This window comes from Streptomyces violens (genome assembly GCF_000717745.1).
GTDB classification, from domain to species: domain Bacteria; phylum Actinomycetota; class Actinomycetes; order Streptomycetales; family Streptomycetaceae; genus Streptomyces; species Streptomyces violens.
This window is the reverse complement of record NZ_JOBH01000005.1, coordinates 285,849-301,365: the sequence shown is the minus strand read 5'-3', so window position 1 is coordinate 301,365 and position 15,517 is coordinate 285,849. Positions and strand designations below refer to the sequence as shown.

The following is a 15,517-nucleotide window of genomic DNA, read 5'->3' as shown; positions in this document are numbered from 1 at the left end:
GCCTGCGGGCGCCTTCCCGAAGGTCAGGAAGACGCCCTAAGAGATCTTGTAAAGCGAAGGTCGTCGGTTCGAATCCGACAGGGGGCTCGGAGCGCGAGAGCGCGCTGAACAGCGAAAACGCCCCGGTCGGGCCCTCGAAGGGGCCTGACCGGGGCGCTTTGACATCCACACGTTCAGAAGCCGGTCCACTCTGCGCCCCGGCTGGCCGCGCCCGGTGGCGCGCTACGTGCAAGCGGACAACGGCGGGGCGTCATCCGCGGGCACAAGACGATGCCTCCGGCGGGGGATCGGTCGGCACCGGGAGCGTCGGGGCACTGTCGCCGACTGCAAGCCGTGGGTGGTGACAAGTGGTGGGGTTTCCGTCCCGCGGACCGTCCACCCAGGCAGAGCCGAGCAGACGCGGCCCAGGGGCGGGCGCTCCACGGTGTGGGGGTCGACGGCGTCCGGGACGAAAGCTGGGGCGGTCTGCACTGGACAGGGTTGATTCCGGCATCCCGCGGGTGCCATCAACGTCCCCGTGTGGCGCTCACAGCAGGACCGGGATTACGGACACGTGGGCCTGACTCAAGTGGAGACGGGAGTGCGGGACAGGGCGGTGCGCAGCGCGAAGACACCGAGCAGGCTGCCTGCCGTGAACCGCTGGGCGGTCATGACGCGGGGCCGGGCGGTCAGAAACCCGGACACCCGTGCTGCGCCCAGCATGATCAGAGCGTTCACGGAGATGCCCACGATGATCTGCACACCACCGAGCTGGAGCAGTTGCCCCCAGGCCGGGCCTGCCTGCGGGTCAAGGAACTGGGGCAGTAGAGCGGCATACATAAGAGCGATCTTGGGGTTGAGCAGGTTGGTCAGCAGCCCCATCGAGAACAGGCGGGCGTCGGAGACCGGAGGCAGGTCCTGGGCCGGGGTGAAGGGCGAGCGGCCGCCGGGCTTGAGCATGCCCCAGGCGAGGTAGGCCAGGTAGGCGGCCCCGGCGAGCTTGACCGCCGTGAACGCCACCGGCACGGCGGCGAACAATGCGGACAGGCCCGCAGCCGCGGCCAGCAGATAGCACAGGAATCCCACGGCGGTCCCGCTGAGGCTGACCAGGCCCGCCCTGCGGCCTTGGGTGATCGCGCGGGAGGCGAGGTGGATCATGTTCGGCCCTGGAGTCAGGGCCATGCCCAGTTCGACCAGTGCCACTCCTCCGACTGCGGCCAGAGTGATCACCGGTCAACCTCCTGGTCGTTCGTCGGATACCTGATACCCGGAGTGGGGAGTCGCCCGGCTGCAACGGACGGCTGCGACGCATCAGCAGTGCCTGCCTCGCCTGCTGCAGGATACGGCCCTGCCGCTCGGTACCTCCATGCACCACCCCACTCTCAGCCCGCCGACGACATCAACGACAGCCGACACCTCCGTCTCAATGTCGGTCTCATTCAGCGCCGTTCATGGCCGTCCATGGCCGTTCAGGCAAGACCGAAGGTGGTAGCCGCGCCCACAACCGGTACTCGCGGATCGTGTCCAGCATCGAATAGCGGGGCCTGCGAGGGGTGTCGGTGCGTTGGAGGAGGGACTGGTCCATGGGATGGCTGAGCAGGGTGGGTAGCTGCTCACTGGTCAGTGGGCCGCCGGCGCAGACCTATTGCGCCGCCTCCTGCTCGAAGCCGCCGACGAATGCCGATAGTCGCGCTCAGGCCAGCCGTTCCGGCGACCGAGTCACCGGGGCTCGGTCGCGCCTGAGACCCGACTGCGGCTGAGGCCCGACTGCGACTGAGGAAGAAGGTACGCGGACCGGTCTCAGGACGTGTTGATGATGGCGAACGTGGCGTTTTGGGGGTCCTGGAGGATGGCCATTCGGCCGGCCATCATGTCGAAGGGGGGCTTGAGGACGTTGCCGCCGGAGCGGACCAGTGCGGCGACCGTGCTGTCGGCGTCGTCGACCGAGAAGTACGGCAGCCAGTGCGAGGGCACGTCCGGGGGCAGGTCCTCGAGGGTGGCGAGGTCCTGCATGCCGCCGACCATGCGGCCGTCCGCCGAGAGCGAGTAGTAGTCCTGTGCGCCCTCCATGGGGGCGGCGGTGAGGCCCACCGTCGTGGAGTAGAAGGACGAGGCGGTGTCGGGGTCGCTGGTGTTGAGCTCGTTCCAGATGATGGCGCCGGGCTCGTTGACGATCCCGGCGCCGGGGAAGTCGCGGGCCTGCCAGAGGCCGAAGACGGCGTTCGTGGGGTCACTGATGACCGCCATGCGACCGAGTGTGAGCACGTCCATGCCCGGCATGATCACCTGGCCGCCGTTGGTCGTGATCGCGTTCTGGGTGGTGTCCACGTCGGCGGTGGCGAGATAGGTGGTCCACGCGGCCGGCGGCATCGGGTCGGGGACGCTGCCGTCCGGGTTCATCGCCGCCATGATTCCGGCGACCGGTTCGCCGTTCAGTGTGCAGACGGCGTAGCCACCGGTCTCGGGCGGGCCGATCTCGCCCTGCCAGCCGAACAGGTCACGGTAGAAGTCGAGCGCGGCCTGCTGGTCCGGGACCGTGAGGTCGGCCCAGCAGGGGGTGCCGGGGGCGTACGGACCGGTGACTTTGGGCATGAGCGGCCTCCGTGGGGGAGCGAGCGGGACGTCCGGGGGCGGGGAGCGGCGGGCGCGACGTTGAGCGGACGCCCGGCCCTCCATGGGTGCAGCGCCCATATCAGTCAGGCACCTGTGCGCCGCGTGTGCACTTTCGTGGTGGCCATTCGGGCCCACGGTGTCGGTCCCGCCACGCGGCCGGGGGCGATGCGCGCCCTGCGCACACCCCCCGTATCCCGTTCCGGCTTAATGCCTAGGATGTGCAAGTGCGTAATTACGGCATCAGAACGGCTACCCGCGACGACATAGGCGCTGCGCGTGCCGTCATGCTCGACACCGTCTATCGCGACTTCGGTACGGGGTACGTGCCGCAGTGGCACGGCGACATCATCGACCTGGAGGGCGCCTATCTGCGGCCCGAGCGGCATACGCTGCTGGTCGCCGTGGACGAGGAGGAGGGCGGTGGCGTTGTTGCCACCGCCGCGCTCGATTCGCGCGGGCCCGCGCATCCGCCCAACCCGGCGTGGATCGCCGAGCGGTTTCCTTCGGGGGAGACGGCGCAGCTGCGGCGGGTGTACGTGCGGGCCGAGCACCGGCGGCGCGGGCTGGCCCGGCGGCTGGTCGGTGAGCTGCTCGACTTCGCGGCGACGGCCGGCGGATACCGATCGGTCTATTTGCATACGGACCCGGCGGTGCCCGGTGCCGAGGACTTCTGGCGCTCGATGGGCAAAGCGGTGCTTGATGAGCGGGAGGAGCCGGGTGGGGCGCGGGTCGTGCACTTCGAGGTGGCGATGAGGGTGTAGGGCGTACGCCCAGAACTCGGAGCCGCGTGGCGCTCCGTACCCGTGGTCGCGCGGCGCTCCGCACCGTGACCGCGCGGATTTAATGAAAACGGTTGCCGGATAGGCTTTGGCTGCCGTACGCCGTGAACCCCACACCGCTCCCCTGAACCCCACCCCAGAACGAGGACCATGCACACCGTCCGCCGCCGTCAGCTCATAGCCGGCCTGCTGGTCGCACCCCTGTTCTCCGGCCTGCTCTCCGGCTGTTTCGCCGCCGGGAACGGCTCGTCCTCGAACGGGTCGGCGGACGGTGCCCGGCTCAAGGTCGCCCTCGCCTTCCCGCCCTCCGAGAACTTCTCGCCGTACGGCGCCGACGCCACGCTGCTCAGCCGGCTCGGCGTCACCGAGGGCCTGACCAAGCTCGACGCCAACGGCACCGCGGCCCCCGCGCTCGCCGCCTCCTGGAAGAAGGAGAGCGACCGCAGCTGGCTGTTCACGCTGCGCGAGGCGGAGTTCCAGGACGGTACGCGGGTCACGCCGTCCGCCGTCGCCAATGCCCTCGACCACGCCGCGAAGGCCGAGCCCGTGACGGCCGCACTGTCGGGTGTCACGCTGACCGCCGAGCCCGTGGGCAAGGATCAGGTCCGGATCACCACCGCCGACCCCGACCCCGCGCTGCCGCTGCGCCTCTCCAGCCCCGGGCTGGCCGTGCTCTCCGCGAAGGCGTACGAGAAGGAGGGGAAGGGGAGCAAGGGCGGCCGGGTCAGTCCGGCCGGTACCGCGACCGGGCCGTTCGAGCTCACGAAGACCACCGGTGCCACCGCGGCCACCCTCGACCGCTTCGACGACTACTGGGGCGGCCGGGCCCAGGCGTCCGGTATCGACGCGAAGTTCATCGCCGACGGGACTGCCCGGACCAACGCGCTGCGTACACGTGATGTGGACATCGCCGAGGCGGTACCCGTGTCGCAGGCCGCCTCGCTGGACAAGGGCAGCGGGCGCGAGACCGCCACCGCCCGCACGACGAGCCTGCAGCTCAACACGCGGTCCGGGGCCTTCAAGGACCCGGGGCTGCGCGCCGCGGCCCGTAAGGCGATCGACACTTCGGCGCTCGCCAAGGACGTGTACGAGGGCCATGCCGACCCGGGCGAGGGGGTCTTCGGGCCTGCGATGACCTGGGCGGAAGGCAAGCGCGGCAAGCCCGCCGGGCGGGCCGGGGCGAAGCGCGCCGACGGTACGCCGATCACCATCGGCACGTACGACAACCGGCCCGAGCTGCCCGAGGTCGCCCAGGTGCTCAAGCAGCAGCTCCAGAAGGCCGGGTTCAAGGTGCAGCTGGAGGTCCGCGAATCCTCGCGGATCGAGGGGGACGCGCTGGCCGGGAAGTTCGACGCGTTCGTCGGCGCCCGTAACACCATGCTCGACACGGGCGACCCGGTCTCCGTCCTCGCCAGCGACTACACCTGCGACGGCAGCTACAACCTCGCTCAGCTCTGCGACAAGAAGGTCGACGCCGCCGTGCGGAAGGCCGAGGACACGGCCGACATCGGGAAGCGGCAGGACGCGGCGGCGGCCGCCGAGACGGCGATCCTCGGCACGGACGCCGTCGTGCCGCTCGTCCACCAGCGGATCATCACCGGCGTCGGCAGCTCCGTGGAGGGCGTGCTCCTCGACCCGTACGAGCGCACGCTGGTCGGCACCGGTACGCGGCGCTGAGTGGTATGAGGGGTATGAGCCGTATTGGCGGTATGAGGGGTCTCTGGCGGGTCGCCCTCGCCGTCGCCCTCGTGTGCGGGATCGGGCTGCTGCCCTGGCTGTCGCGTACCGATCCGGCGCTGACCGTTCTGAAGGCGCGCGCGGCGGAGCGTACGCCCACTCCTGAGGTACTGGCGTCCGTCCGGGCCGACATCGGGCTCGACGCCGGGCCGTTGCACCTGCTCGGCCGGTGGGCGGGCGGCCTGCTGCACGGGGACGCGGGGCGGTCGTGGATCTCCGGGGACGCGGTGCTGCCGTCGGTGGTGCACGCCCTGGGGGTGTCGCTGCTGCTGATGGGCGCGGCGATCGTGGTGGCCGTCGGTACGGCCGCCGTGGTGTGCGCCCGTACGCTGCGGCTCGGTGCGCGCCGCCGGCTCGCCGGGCGGCGTCCGGGCGGCAGCGGGGCGGCCGTGCTCGCCGCGCTGCCCGAGTTCCTGACCGCGTCGGTACTCGCGACCGTGGTCGGCGTGCACCTCGGCTGGCTGCCGGCGCTCGGCTGGTACGGGCCCCAGTGGATGGTGCTGCCCGCGCTCTCCCTCGGCCTGCCCGCCGGGGCGCTGCTCGGGCGGCTCCTTGACGATCTGCTGCCCGGCGCCTTCGCCGAACCGTGGGCGCGCGCCGCGGCCGCCCGCGGCATACCGGAGGGGCGCATCGCGCGGCAGGCGCTGCGCCGCTGCGTGCCCGGACTGCTGCCGAACCTCGGGCTGTTCCTCGTGGGCGTGACCGGAGGCGCGGTCGCCGTGGAGCAGGTGTTCGACATCCCCGGGCTCGGGCGGCTGACCCTGCAGGCCGCCGTGGCGCAGGACCTGCCCGTACTGCAGACCAGTACGCTCGCGCTCGTTCTGCTCGCAGCGGTGGCCGGCGGGCTGGTCCGCCTCGTGGCGCGTTTCGCGCTCGGCCCCGCTCTGCGGGACGGCGCGTTGCAGTCCCTGCACGGCGCGCGGGAGTCCCTGCGCGGCCCGAAGCGGCACGGGTCCGGCCGGCTGCCCCTCCTGTACGGCGCGTTGCTCGTGTGCGTCGTCGCGATCGGTCTGCCCCGCGATCCGCTCGCCCTGGATACGGCGGCGCGGCTGGAGGTTCCGTCGTGGGCGCATCCGTTCGGTACGGACTCCCTGGGGCGGGACATGCTGGCCCGGGTCGCGCACGGCGCGCTCACCACCCTCGCCCTGGCCCTCGCGATCAGCGTCGCCGCGCTGGTCATCGGCGTACTGCTCGGCCTGCTGCCCCGGCTTTCCGGGCCGCTCGTCGACACGGTCAACGCCGTACCGCCCGTGCTCGCCGGCCTCCTCGTCGCGGGCGTGGCGGGCAGCGGACCCGCGACCCCCGCGCTCGCCGTGGCCGCCGTCGCCTGGACCCCGCTGGCCGCCCACACCGCCGCGCTGCTCCAACAGGAGCGCGCCACGCTGCACCTGGAGGCGACGCGCAGCCTCGGCGCGAGCCGCTGGTTCCTGCTCCGGCGCGAGCTGCTGCCCGCCGTCCTGCCGCCCGTCACCCGCCATGCGCTGCTGCGCCTCCCCGCCGTCGCGCTGGCCCTCGCCGCGCTCGGCTTCCTCGGCCTCGGCGCGCAGCCGCCGTCGCCCGAGTGGGGCCTGCTGCTCGCCGAGAACCAGCCGTACGCCGAGCGGGCCCCGTGGACGGTGCTCGCACCGGCCGCCGTACTCGCGCTGCTGGGCGCGCTGGCGGTGACCGTGACGGGCGGGGTGCGGATGCGGATGCCGCGGGTTCTGCGGCGTGCGCGGCGGGCGGAGGTGCCCGCGCCTGCGGCGGAGCCGGAGCCCGAGGTGCGGGAGGCCGTGGTGGCCGGGACAGCGGCCGGTACGGGTGCCGGGACGGTGGCCCGGTGACGGGGATTGCCGCCGTGCGGCGTTCCCGATGGTCCCGACGGTCCCGATGGTCCCGGCGCGAGCGGACCTGGCGGCACCTCTCCCCGCTGCTGCGGCTGCTGATCGCGACGCAGCTCGCCTTCAACATCGGCTTCTTCGCCGTGCTGCCCTTCCTGGCCGAGCATCTGGGCGCGGCCATCGGCATGGCGGGCTGGCTGGTCGGCCTGGTGCTCGGGCTGCGGACGTTCAGCCAGCAGGGGCTCTTCGTACTGGGCGGCGCGCTGACCGACCGGTACGGCGTACGGCCCGTCGTCCTCACCGGCTGCGTGCTGCGGATCGCCGGTTTCGCCTGGCTGGGGTACGCGCAGCAGCCGTGGGCGGTCATCGGCGCGGTCCTGCTGATCGGGTTCGCGGCCGCCCTGTTCTCACCCGCCGTCGAGTCCGAGGTCGCCCGCCAGTCGGTGCTCTGGGAGGAGGCCGGGCACGGTTCCCGTACGCGCGTCCTGGGCCTGCTCAGCGTGGCGGGCCAAGCGGGCGCGTTCCTCGGCCCGCTCCTGGGCGCCCTGCTGCTCGCCGTCGACTTCCGTACCGCGTGCCTGGCCGGCGCCGGGGTGTTTGTCCTCGTACTGGCCGGGCATCTGTGGCTGCTGCCGCAGCACATCCCGGGCCGCGAGCGGGTGCGCGCACCGGGAGCGGTGCGCGAGATGGTGCGCAACCGGCGTTTCCTCGCGGTGTGCGGCGCCTACGGGGCGTACCTCCTGGCGTACAACCAGCTCTACCTCGCCCTCCCCGCCGAAGTGGCCCGCGCCGCCGGCTCGCAGTCCCCGCTGGCCTGGCTCTTCGCGCTCTCCTCGCTGCTGGTCGTCGTCGCGCAGCTGCCGGTCACCCGCTGGGCCGCCGACCGGCTCGACCTCCGCCGCTCCATGGCGGCCGGGCTGCTCCTCATTGCGGCGGGGTTCGCGGTGGTGGCCGCCGCCCGCCCGGCTGCGTGGACCGGCACCGCCGGGCTGCTGCCCGCCGCGGCCTTCGTGGTCCTGCTCACGCTGGGCCAGATGCTGGTGACGCCTGCCGCTCGGGCCTGGGTGCCGGACCTGGCGCCCAGCGGCAGGCTCGGCCTCTACACCGGCGCGATGTCCTCGGTCTCCGGGCTGCTCGTCCTGGCCGGCAGCGCCGCGACCGGCTCGTTGCTCGACACGGGGCTGCCGGCGCCCGTCCCGTGGCTCGTCCTCGCGGCGGTACCGCTCGCGGCCATCGCAGTGCTGCCCCGCCGCTCCCGTACCGAGCCGTAAGGATTCCCGCCGCTCCCGTACCGAGCCGTAAAGCCGCGTGCGTCACAAATGCCTCGGCAGCGGGCGCTGCGTACAGGTACTCTCGGCGCTGCCCGCGCGCCTGGTGGCCGCGGTCACTGAGTACCGCACGCGACTTTGAGCAGGGATGACAGGCATGGATCTGACCACTCTCACCCACACCGAACTGTCCGACCGGCTCGAAGAGCTCCGTGGCGAGCACGCCCGCCTCAAGGAGCGGGGGCTGCGCCTGGACCTGACCCGGGGCAAGCCGTCCGCCGAGCAGCTGGACCTCGCGCAGCCGCTGCTGGCCCTGCCGGGCGGGAACGACCACACCGCGCAGGACGGCACCGACTGCCGCAACTACGGCGGCCTCAAGGGGCTGGCCGAGCTGCGCTCGACGTTCGCCGGGCTGCTCCAGGTGCCGGTGGAGCAGCTGGTCACCCTCGGCAACTCCAGCCTGGAACTGATGTACGAGTCGGTGGTGGACGCCGTCCTGTTCGGGCTGCCCGGGGCGCCCGGTCCCTGGGAGCGGGAGGGGCGGACGGCCATGCTCTGCCCCGTACCGGGTTACGACCGGCACTTCGCGGTGTGCGAGAAGCTCGGCATCGACATGATCCCGGTGCCGATGACGGAGAGCGGCCCGGACATGGACGAGGTCGAGCGCCTCGTCGCCGACGAGCGCGTCAAGGGCATCTGGTGCGTACCGAAGTACAGCAACCCCACGGGGACCACCTACGCGCCGGAGACGGTGCGGCGGCTGGCCGCCATGGAGACCGCGGCGCCGGACTTCCGCGTCTTCTGGGACAACGCCTACGCCGTGCACCAGCTCCAGGGTGACCGCGAGCCGGTCGCCGACATCCTGGGCCTGTGCGAGGAGTACGGCCACGCCGACCGGGTGTTCGTCTTCGGCTCCACCTCGAAGATCACCGGGGCCGGCAGCGGCGTGGCCTTCTTCGGCTCGTCGCCCGCCAACGTCGACTGGCTGCTCGGCCACCTCTCCAAGCGGACGATCGGCCCGGACAAGGTCAACCAGCTCCGGCACGCCCGCTTCCTGCCCGACGCCGAGGCCGTGCACGCCCACATGGAGCGCCACGCCGAGCTGCTGCGGCCCAAGTTCGAGCTGGTGGACGCCGTCCTGGAGAAGCGGCTCGGGGACACCGGCATCGCGACCTGGACCCGCCCGCAGGGCGGCTACTTCGTGAGCCTGGACGTCCTGGACGGCTGCGCTTCCCGGGTCGTACAGCTCGCCAAGGACGCGGGCGTCGCGCTGACCCCCGCCGGAGCGACGTTCCCGTACGGCAAGGACCCGCGCGACCGCAACATCCGCATCGCGCCCAGCTACCCCCGCCTGGAGGAGCTGGGCGACGCCCTGGAGGGGCTGGCGCTCTGCGCCGAACTGGCGGCCGTCGAGAAGCTGCTGGAGGGCTGAGAGCCCCAGTCAGCGGCGTCGTCGCCGCCCTCCCGGCACGTTCGCTCCCCGGGCGGCGCCTTCCGGCGTACATTCCCGGTCATGGCGACTTCTGAGGGGACGACGGCGGCGACGGCGAGCGCAGGGGCTGCTGCGAGTACGGAGGCGGCGGCCGGCGCGAGGATGGCGGGGCACACCGAGGTGACGCGGGAGGACTACGAGCGGCGGATGGAACGGGCCGGGCGGGCGGCCGCCGACGCCGGGCTGGCCGGGCTGATCGTCACGCCCGGCCCCGACCTGGTGTGGCTCACCGGCTACCAGCCGACCGCGATCACCGAGCGGCTGACCGCCCTGCTGCTCTCCGTGGGCAGCAGGCCGCGCCTGTTGGTGCCCGTACTGGAGCGGGCGGACGCGCAGCACGCCCCGGGAGCCCGTGCGACGGAGCTCCTCGGGTGGCGCGACGGCGAGGACCCGTATGCCGTGCTCGCGAAGCTCCTGGAACCGCAGCGGCGGTACGGCATCTCCGACTCCGCGTGGGCGATGCACCTCCTGGGGCTGCAGCGCACCCTCCCGGGCAGCGCGTACGCCTCGCTCACGGAGGCGCTGCCGATGCTGCGCGCCGTCAAGGACGCGTACGAGGTGGAGCGGCTGGCGGCGGCGGGCGCGGCAGCCGACGCCACGTACGAGGCGATCCTCGAGGTGCCCTTCGGGGGCCGGCGGGAGTGCGACGTGGCGGCCGACCTGGCGCGGCTGCTGATCGAACACGGGCACAGCCAGGTGGACTTCACGGTGGTGGGCTCGGGCCCCAACGGGGCCGACCCGCACCACGAGGCGGGCGACCGGGTCATCGAGAACGGCGACATGGTCGTACTGGACTTCGGCGGCCTGAAGGACGGGTACGGCTCGGACACGACGCGGACCGTGCACGTGGGCGAGCCGACCTCCGAGGAGCGCAAGGTCCACGACATCGTGCGGGAGGCCCAGCAGGCGGCGTTCGAAGCGGTGCGGCCGGGGGCCGCCTGCCAGGACATCGACCGGGTGGCGCGAAAGGTGATCAAGGCCGCGGGGTACGGCGAGTACTTCATCCACCGGGTCGGGCACGGCATCGGGGTGACGACGCACGAGCCGCCGTACATGGTCGAGGGCGAACACCTGCCCCTCGTACCGGGGATGTGCTTCTCGATCGAACCCGGGATCTATCTGCCGGGGCGCTTCGGGGTGCGGATCGAGGACATCGTGACGTGCACGGAGACGGGCGGGCGGCGGCTGAACAACACGGCCCGGGAGATGGGGATCGTGGGCTAGGGGGCCAGTCGCCTGGCCCGGGTGGCGGACCGGGCGGCGGAGAGGGCGAGGGTGGTCGCCTCGATGGCGCTGGTGAACGCCACTTCGCTCAGTACACCGGGTGCCGCGACCTGGTCGCCCGCCAGGTAGACGCCGTTGCCGCGGTCGATGGCGGGGCGGTCCCGCCAGGTGGTACCGGGCAGGTCCACCGCCCCCGTACGGCCGGTGGCGAGCGCGTCGCGGCGCCAGGTGACGCGCTCGCGCCACTCGGGGAAGCCCGCGTCCAGGAGGCGCTCGGCGCGCGCCATGCCGTCGGCGCGCGTCTCATGGGGAGCGATGCCTACCTGGCCCTGGAGGAGCTGCTCGCCGGGCGGGGCGAGGGTGGGGTCCTGCGCGGTGAACCGTTCGATCCACCCGGAGCGGTCGAGGTCGGAGACCACGAAGAGATCGGCGGGGCGACGCCTCCCGGTCGTGCGGTGCTTCTTCGGGTGCTGCTCGCGCAGCGCCAGGTCGATCAGGGCCGTACGGGCGCTGCTCCAGGTCAGCGCGTCGTCGCCGAGCAGCGCACGGGCGGAGTCGAGCTGGGTGGCGACGATGACGGGCCGGTCCTCGGGCAGCGCGTCGACCCGGGAGCCGGTCTCGATCCGTACGCCGAGGCCGCGGGCGTGCTCCGCCGTACGGGAGATGAGCGCGCCCCAACCGCCCTTGATGTACCGGGCTTCCGGGCTGAGGCGCGTGGTGCGGTAGAGGATCCGGTGGGTGAACGCGGCCGAGAGCAGACCGGGGTCGTGGTGGAAGGTGGCGACGCCGGTGTAGTACGCGGCGGCGCGCGCGGCCGGCTCTCCGACATGTGCGCTCGCCCAGGTCAGGAAGGACTGGCCCACGGGGGCGTCCGTACGGCTGCGGAGCCGGAGGAGGGCGAGGGGCGGTACACGGTGCAGCTCGCCGCGGTGGTGGAAGCGGAGCCGGGCGCCCTCTCGGAGGGGGAGCGGGGCGAGCGGCCCGAGGAGGCCGCGCTGCTGGAGCCAGGGGTAGTGCGGGCCCCGGTTGTAGAGGGCGTGCGGGCCTTCGTTGGTGCGGTACGGCGCCTCGTCGGTACGGGCGCGGCCGCCGAGCGACCGGTGCGCTTCGTGGAGCGTGACGTCGGCACCGGCCTCGGCGGCGGAGATGGCCGCGGTGAGGCCGGCGAAGCCGCCTCCGACGATGGTGATCCGACGGCGGGGGTGGGGCATGGCGGGTCTCCTGTCCGGTGGCCTTTGTCGTATGGACGGGAGGGGGCGGGGGTGATGTGACATCCGATGGTGTTTCCGCTGGTCAGGGCGATTGTCAGTGGTGGGGTGCAGGATGGATCAGGACGGGGCGGAACGGGGACGAGAGCGGACCGATCGCGGGGCGAGCGCGGAGAAGGGCGGTGGGCGAGTGGCCGGCCGAGGCGGGGACGCGGGGCGGACGATGCCGGCCGTACGACGGCCGGAGGTGCGGCTGCCGGAGCTGGTGGCGTACGACGGAGGGGAGTGGGAGCCGGAGGGGGATTACGACGGACTGGAGTTCGCCGACGCGGACTTCGCGGGGCAGTCGGCGCGGGGCGCCCGGTTCCTGGACTGCGCGGTGCGGCGGTGCGCGTGGGACGAGACGGTGCTGGCCCGGGCGCGGTTCATCGACAGCGTGCTGGAGGGGGTGCGGGGCGTCGGCACGGACCTCTCGCAGGTGTCGCTGCGCGATGTGGAGGTGCGGGACGCCCGGCTGGGCGGGACGCAGCTGCACGGCGCGGTGCTGGAGCGGGTCGTGGTGCGCGGCGGGAAGCTCGACTTCCTCAACCTGCGCAAGGCGAAGCTCCGGGACGTCGCGTTCGAGGACTGTGTGCTGGTGGAGGCGGACTTCGGCGGGGCCGAGCTGGAGCGTGTGACGTTCGACGGCTGCACGCTGGCGCGTACGGACTTCCATCAGGCGCGGATGCGGGACGTCGATCTGCGGGGTGCGGCGGCGCTGGACATCGCGCGGGGCATCGACCGGCTCGCGGGCGCGGTGATCAGCCCGTCGCAGCTCATGGACCTGGCCCCGGCGTTCGCGGCGGAGGTGGGCGTACTGGTGGAGTGAGCGGCGGTGGGGGGAAGGGGGTTACACGCGGGGGAAGCGGGCCTGGAGGTCCCATACGAGCGGGTTGTCGGCCAGCCCGTCGTGCATGTCCGTGAGGTCGGCGATCAGATCGTGCAGGAAGTCGCGGGCCTCGCGGCGCAGCGCGGCGTGGTTGAAGCTGAGCGGAGCCTCTTCGACCGGTACCCAGTCGGCGGTGACGTCGACCCAGCCGAAGCGGCGCTCGAACAGCATCCGGTCGGCCGACTCGGTGAAGTCCAGTTCGGCGTGTTGCGGGCGGGCGGCGCGGCTGCCGTGCGGGTCGCGGTCGAGCTGCTCGACGATGTCGCACAGGGCCCAGGCGAAGTCCAGGACCGGCACCCAGCCCCAGGACGTGGACACTTCCCGGTCCGTTTCGGTGTCGGCGAGGTAGACGTCCCCGCAGAACAGGTCGTGGCGCAGCGCGCGGGCGTCCGCGGTGCGGTAGTCCGTCTGCGGGGGGTCAGGGAAGCGCCGGGAGAGCGAGTAGCCGAGGTCGATCACGTAGCTGATGGTCGCACGCCGGTCGGAGTGCTCGCTCCGGCACGGGGAGGGACCGGGGCTGGGTGAGACGGGCGAGGGTCAGAAGCCAGGGCTGAGGGAGGCGGGCAGGGGGTCAGGGCTGGGTGAGGATGCGGGGGCCGTCGTCGGTGATGGCGACGGTGTGCTCGAAGTGGGCGGCGCGGCTGCCGTCGGTCGTGAGCAGGGTCCAGCCGTCGTCCGCCTCGCGGTAGTCGCCGTGGCCGCCGGACAGGAACATCGGCTCGATGGCGAGGACGAGGCCGTGCCGGAGTACGAAGCCGCGGCCGGGCCGGCCGTCGTTCGGTACCGACGGGTCCTCGTGCATCTGGCGGCCGATGCCGTGGCCGCCGAAGTCCGCCGGAATGCCGTAGCCGGCGGCGCGGCCGACGCTGCCGATGGCGTGCGAGATGTCGCCGATGCGGGCGCCCACCACGGCGGCCGCGATCCCCGCCTCCAGGGCGCGCCGGGTGGTGTCCATGAGCCGCTGGTCCTCCGGGCGCGGAGTGCCGACCGCGACGGTGACCGCCGCGTCGCCCGCCCAGCCGTCCAGGGTCGCGCCGCAGTCGATGCTGAGCAGGTCGCCGTCGCGCAGCCGGTACGCGCTCGGGATGCCGTGCACGATCGCGTCGTTGACGGAGGTGCAGATGGTGGCGGGGAAGGGGGTGGGTGCGAAGGACGGGCGGTAGTGGAGGAAGGGGGAGGTGGCGCCGGCCTCGGCCAGCACCGACCGGGCGACCTCGTCCAGCTCGCTCAGCCGCACGCCGGGCGCGGCCGCCGCGCGGACGGCCGTGAGGATGTCGGCGACGACGCGGCCCGCGGGCCGCATGGCTTCGAGCGCGATGTCGGTCTTGATCTCGACCATGGGTGAACCTCCGTGATGCCGGCCGCAGGCGCGGGCGCGGAAACGACTGGCGACGCCGGTCGCCGACCGGTCGCCAATTTTTATACCGGTATTTCTTTACCGGTATTAGTATCACGGGCATGGTCCGTACACCTCTGACTCCATGGGAACGCGAGCGCGGCGAGCGGCTGGGCGCGCTGCTGCGGGCGGCGCGCGGCGAACGCAGCATGGTCGAGATCGCGGCGGCCGCGGGGCTCTCGGCGGAGACACTGCGCAAGATCGAAACGGGGCGCGCGCCGACGGCGGGCTTCTTCACGATCGCCGCATTGGGCACGACCCTCGGCATGTCCCTCGACGAACTGGCAGCACTCGCGGCACCGCCCGCCGAGGCCGGGGCCGACTCCGCCGGCGCGTCACCGCCCGCGGCCGCCTGAGCGCAGCCGTTACCCGTTCGGCAGGTCCTTGTGGAGGACCGTGCACGGGCGGGCGAGGGCATGGTCCGTGCGGTGGTCGATGACGCGATAGCCGAGCGCGTGCCAGAAGGCGAGCCCGTCCGGGTTGGCATCCAGGACGGCGAGCCGTACGCCGTCGTGCCCGGCCGCCCGCAGGCGCCGCTCGACGGCGGTCGCCAACCGGCGGCCCCGGCCGGTGCGTTGGAGGCCGCCGTGGATCAGGAGCAGGCCGATCCACGGGTACGGGTCGACCGGGTCCGGGTGCTCGGTCAGCGTGACGGCCAGGCCGGTCGGTCGGCGGTGCTCGCTGTCGTGCTCGCTGCCGTGTTCACGGGCGAGCAGCACCTCGGCGGCCGGGTGGGCCAGCTCCCCGTTGAGGCTCGATGCGACCTCGTCGCGCTGGATGGCGTACGGGTCGGGGAAGTCGCCGCTGAGGGCGAAGAACGCGGCGTTGGAGGCGTAGAGCTCCGTCAGCTCGTCGAGGAGCGGCGGCGGCAGGTGCCCGTCGTGCTCGGCGAGGAGGGGCGAGAGCGGTTCCAGTACGAGCGGCATACGGTCCATGCTGGCCGGGTCCGCGGCCGGGCGCGAAGGAGTTCCGCCGCGCGCGGCGCCGGGTGCGCACGCCGAAGGCCCGCGCGGCCGGGTGTGCACGCCGAAGGCCCGTCCCGCCCGCGTGAGCGCAGGCCGGACGGGCCTCCC

Annotated in this window: 14 protein-coding genes and 1 tRNA gene; 9 read left to right on the top strand and 6 right to left on the bottom strand. The window is 72.9% G+C overall.

Annotation, left to right across the window (positions count from 1 at the left end; all coding sequences use genetic code 11):
* The first annotated feature begins 10 nt into the window (after positions 1 to 10).
* A tRNA-OTHER gene (locus IF04_RS38680) sits at positions 11 to 87 on the top strand.
* 477 nt (positions 88 to 564) lie between these two features.
* On the opposite strand, the gene IF04_RS0112065 is transcribed toward IF04_RS38680, so the two are convergent.
* On the bottom strand, positions 565 to 1,209 hold the full coding sequence (locus IF04_RS0112065; protein WP_030254657.1) for a LysE family translocator: 645 nt from the start codon (positions 1,207 to 1,209) through the stop codon (positions 565 to 567).
* A 570-nt stretch (positions 1,210 to 1,779) separates the two neighbouring features.
* On the bottom strand, positions 1,780 to 2,571 hold the full coding sequence (locus tag IF04_RS0112060) for a VOC family protein (RefSeq protein WP_030254654.1): 792 nt from the start codon (positions 2,569 to 2,571) through the stop codon (positions 1,780 to 1,782).
* Positions 2,572 to 2,816: 245 nt separating this feature from the next.
* Here IF04_RS0112060 and IF04_RS0112055 point away from each other — a divergent pair, with 245 nt between their 5' ends.
* The 6 genes from IF04_RS0112055 to IF04_RS0112030 all read left to right on the top strand — a co-directional run bounded on the left by IF04_RS0112055 (position 2,817) and on the right by IF04_RS0112030 (position 10,912).
* Positions 2,817 to 3,353: a GNAT family N-acetyltransferase gene (locus tag IF04_RS0112055; protein ID WP_030254651.1), complete on the top strand. Its 537-nt coding sequence runs from the start codon at positions 2,817 to 2,819 to the stop codon at positions 3,351 to 3,353.
* A 168-nt stretch (positions 3,354 to 3,521) separates the two neighbouring features.
* Positions 3,522 to 5,048, top strand: coding sequence for an ABC transporter substrate-binding protein (locus IF04_RS0112050; protein ID WP_030254648.1), 1,527 nt, complete (start codon positions 3,522 to 3,524; stop codon positions 5,046 to 5,048).
* Positions 5,049 to 5,080: 32 nt separating this feature from the next.
* Positions 5,081 to 6,931: an ABC transporter permease subunit gene (locus IF04_RS0112045; RefSeq protein ID WP_078600189.1), complete on the top strand. Its 1,851-nt coding sequence runs from the start codon at positions 5,081 to 5,083 to the stop codon at positions 6,929 to 6,931.
* Positions 6,932 to 7,017: 86 nt separating this feature from the next.
* Positions 7,018 to 8,199 (top strand): MDR family MFS transporter, encoded by a 1,182-nt coding sequence (locus IF04_RS0112040; RefSeq protein WP_245654380.1) that lies wholly within the window; start codon positions 7,018 to 7,020, stop codon positions 8,197 to 8,199.
* Between the two features lie 154 nt (positions 8,200 to 8,353).
* Complete coding sequence (locus IF04_RS0112035; RefSeq protein ID WP_211259793.1) at positions 8,354 to 9,628, top strand: aspartate aminotransferase type Ic; 1,275 nt, start codon at positions 8,354 to 8,356, stop codon at positions 9,626 to 9,628.
* Positions 9,629 to 9,790: 162 nt separating this feature from the next.
* The gene (locus IF04_RS0112030; RefSeq protein ID WP_030254636.1) at positions 9,791 to 10,912 is read left to right on the top strand and encodes an aminopeptidase P family protein; all 1,122 of its coding nucleotides are present in this window, start codon (positions 9,791 to 9,793) and stop codon (positions 10,910 to 10,912) included.
* Here the strand turns inward: IF04_RS0112030 and IF04_RS0112025 are convergent.
* A complete protein-coding gene (locus IF04_RS0112025; protein ID WP_030254633.1) occupies positions 10,909 to 12,123 on the bottom strand; it encodes an FAD-dependent oxidoreductase in 1,215 nt (404 codons plus the stop codon). The two genes, IF04_RS0112030 and IF04_RS0112025, sit on opposite strands and share 4 nt — an antisense overlap.
* Before the next feature lie 220 nt (positions 12,124 to 12,343).
* On the opposite strand from IF04_RS0112025, the gene IF04_RS0112020 reads away from it, so the two are divergent.
* Positions 12,344 to 12,988: a pentapeptide repeat-containing protein gene (locus tag IF04_RS0112020; protein ID WP_030254630.1), complete on the top strand. Its 645-nt coding sequence runs from the start codon at positions 12,344 to 12,346 to the stop codon at positions 12,986 to 12,988.
* Positions 12,989 to 13,009: 21 nt separating this feature from the next.
* Here IF04_RS0112020 and IF04_RS0112015 read toward each other — a convergent pair whose 3' ends face one another.
* The gene (locus tag IF04_RS0112015; protein WP_030254627.1) at positions 13,010 to 13,507 is read right to left on the bottom strand and encodes a hypothetical protein; all 498 of its coding nucleotides are present in this window, start codon (positions 13,505 to 13,507) and stop codon (positions 13,010 to 13,012) included.
* 112 nt (positions 13,508 to 13,619) lie between these two features.
* Positions 13,620 to 14,387 carry a type I methionyl aminopeptidase gene (gene map, locus IF04_RS0112010; RefSeq protein WP_030254624.1) on the bottom strand — a complete coding sequence of 256 codons (768 nt, stop codon included), beginning with the start codon at positions 14,385 to 14,387 and terminating at the stop codon, positions 13,620 to 13,622.
* A gap of 119 nt (positions 14,388 to 14,506) precedes the next feature.
* Between map and IF04_RS0112005 the strand changes: the two genes are divergently transcribed.
* The gene (locus IF04_RS0112005; RefSeq protein ID WP_030254621.1) at positions 14,507 to 14,800 is read left to right on the top strand and encodes a helix-turn-helix domain-containing protein; all 294 of its coding nucleotides are present in this window, start codon (positions 14,507 to 14,509) and stop codon (positions 14,798 to 14,800) included.
* A 9-nt stretch (positions 14,801 to 14,809) separates the two neighbouring features.
* On the opposite strand, the gene IF04_RS0112000 is transcribed toward IF04_RS0112005, so the two are convergent.
* Entirely contained in the window at positions 14,810 to 15,370 is a 561-nt protein-coding gene (locus IF04_RS0112000) for a GNAT family N-acetyltransferase (RefSeq protein ID WP_030254616.1), read from the bottom strand.
* Between the last annotated feature and the right edge of the window lie 147 nt (positions 15,371 to 15,517).

Bases quoted from the DNA above. Each gene is read 5' to 3' on its own strand.
- map (WP_030254624.1), bottom strand. From the start codon at position 14,387: ATGGTCGAGATCAAGACCGACATCGCGCTCGAAGCCATGCGGCCCGCG.
- IF04_RS0112020 (WP_030254630.1), top strand. From the start codon at position 12,344: ATGCCGGCCGTACGACGGCCGGAGGTGCGGCTGCCGGAGCTGGTGGCG.
- IF04_RS0112060 (WP_030254654.1), bottom strand. From the start codon at position 2,571: ATGCCCAAAGTCACCGGTCCGTACGCCCCCGGCACCCCCTGCTGGGCC.
- IF04_RS0112005 (WP_030254621.1), top strand. From the start codon at position 14,507: ATGGTCCGTACACCTCTGACTCCATGGGAACGCGAGCGCGGCGAGCGG.
- IF04_RS0112050 (WP_030254648.1), top strand. From the start codon at position 3,522: ATGCACACCGTCCGCCGCCGTCAGCTCATAGCCGGCCTGCTGGTCGCA.
- IF04_RS0112035 (WP_211259793.1), top strand. From the start codon at position 8,354: ATGGATCTGACCACTCTCACCCACACCGAACTGTCCGACCGGCTCGAA.
- IF04_RS0112045 (WP_078600189.1), top strand. From the start codon at position 5,081: ATGAGGGGTCTCTGGCGGGTCGCCCTCGCCGTCGCCCTCGTGTGCGGG.
- IF04_RS0112000 (WP_030254616.1), bottom strand. From the start codon at position 15,370: ATGCCGCTCGTACTGGAACCGCTCTCGCCCCTCCTCGCCGAGCACGAC.
- IF04_RS0112030 (WP_030254636.1), top strand. From the start codon at position 9,791: ATGGCGGGGCACACCGAGGTGACGCGGGAGGACTACGAGCGGCGGATG.
- IF04_RS0112025 (WP_030254633.1), bottom strand. From the start codon at position 12,123: ATGCCCCACCCCCGCCGTCGGATCACCATCGTCGGAGGCGGCTTCGCC.